Annotated in this window: 1 protein-coding gene; it reads left to right on the forward strand. The window is 43.1% G+C overall.

Annotated elements, in window-relative coordinates; all coding sequences use genetic code 11:
- Window positions 1-847: glutathione S-transferase family protein (locus tag F6K49_RS52755; protein ID WP_293111099.1), on the forward strand; the 847-nt coding region annotated here is incomplete at its 5' end.
- Window positions 848-1,028 lie beyond the last annotated feature (181 nt).

Below are 1,028 nucleotides of genomic sequence, written 5' to 3' on the forward strand. Positions count from 1 at the left end.
TAATTGGATTCGTGCTGATGGCTCCACAGACTATAAACCAGCCTCTGGACGCTACCATCTCTATGTTTCCTATGCTTGTCCCTGGGCGCACCGCACTCTGATTATGCGAGCCTTAAAGGGATTGGAGGAAGCGATTACCCTGTCCATTGTTGACCCATTGATGGATAAAGATGGATGGGAATTTTCCGATGGGCCTGGTTGTATCCCTGATACAGTCAATGGTGCTCGCTATCTGCGGGAAGTTTATATCAAAGCTGACCCTAACTGTACCGGACGGGTGACAGTTCCAGTACTTTGGGATAAGGAAACTGGCACGATTGTTAATAATGAATCCCGTGAAATTATTCGGATGTTTGACCTAGAGTTCGACGGGATTGCTCAGTCGGATATCAGCTTTTATCCGGAGAATTTACGGGAAGAGATTGATAAAACCATTGATGCCATTTACCAACCTATTAATAATGGTGTGTATCGAGCCGGATTCGCTACTACTCAGCAAGCCTATGAAGAAGGAGTAACTGAACTATTTGATGCCCTTAACTATTGGGAAGGGGTGTTAGGTAAACAACGTTATCTCTGTGGCGATCGCATTACCGAAGCTGATTGGTGTATGTTTACCACTCTGCTACGTTTTGACTCAGTTTACTACGTCCATTTCAAATGTAATTGGCGACGAATTTTCGATTATCCCAATTTGTGGAATTATCTCAAAGACCTTTATCATCAGCCAGGGGTAAAGGAAACCTGTAATATTGACCACATTAAGCAGCATTATTATAAGAGTCATCCCTTTATTAATCCCTCTGGTATTGTACCAAAAGGACCACAAATTAGTTTTAGTGATTAAGGCGATCAGCTATTAGTTATCAGTTATCAGCTATTAGTTATCAGCTATCAGCTATCAGCTATCAGCTTTTGAATAACAGGACTTACGCAAGTGCCCCCTAAATCCCCCAATTCTGGGGGACTTTGACATCATTACCCCCCAAAATTGGGGGGCTAGGGGGGCAAAACCCACTAAATTTCGA

The sequence above is a fragment of the Moorena sp. SIO3I6 genome (assembly GCF_010672095.1).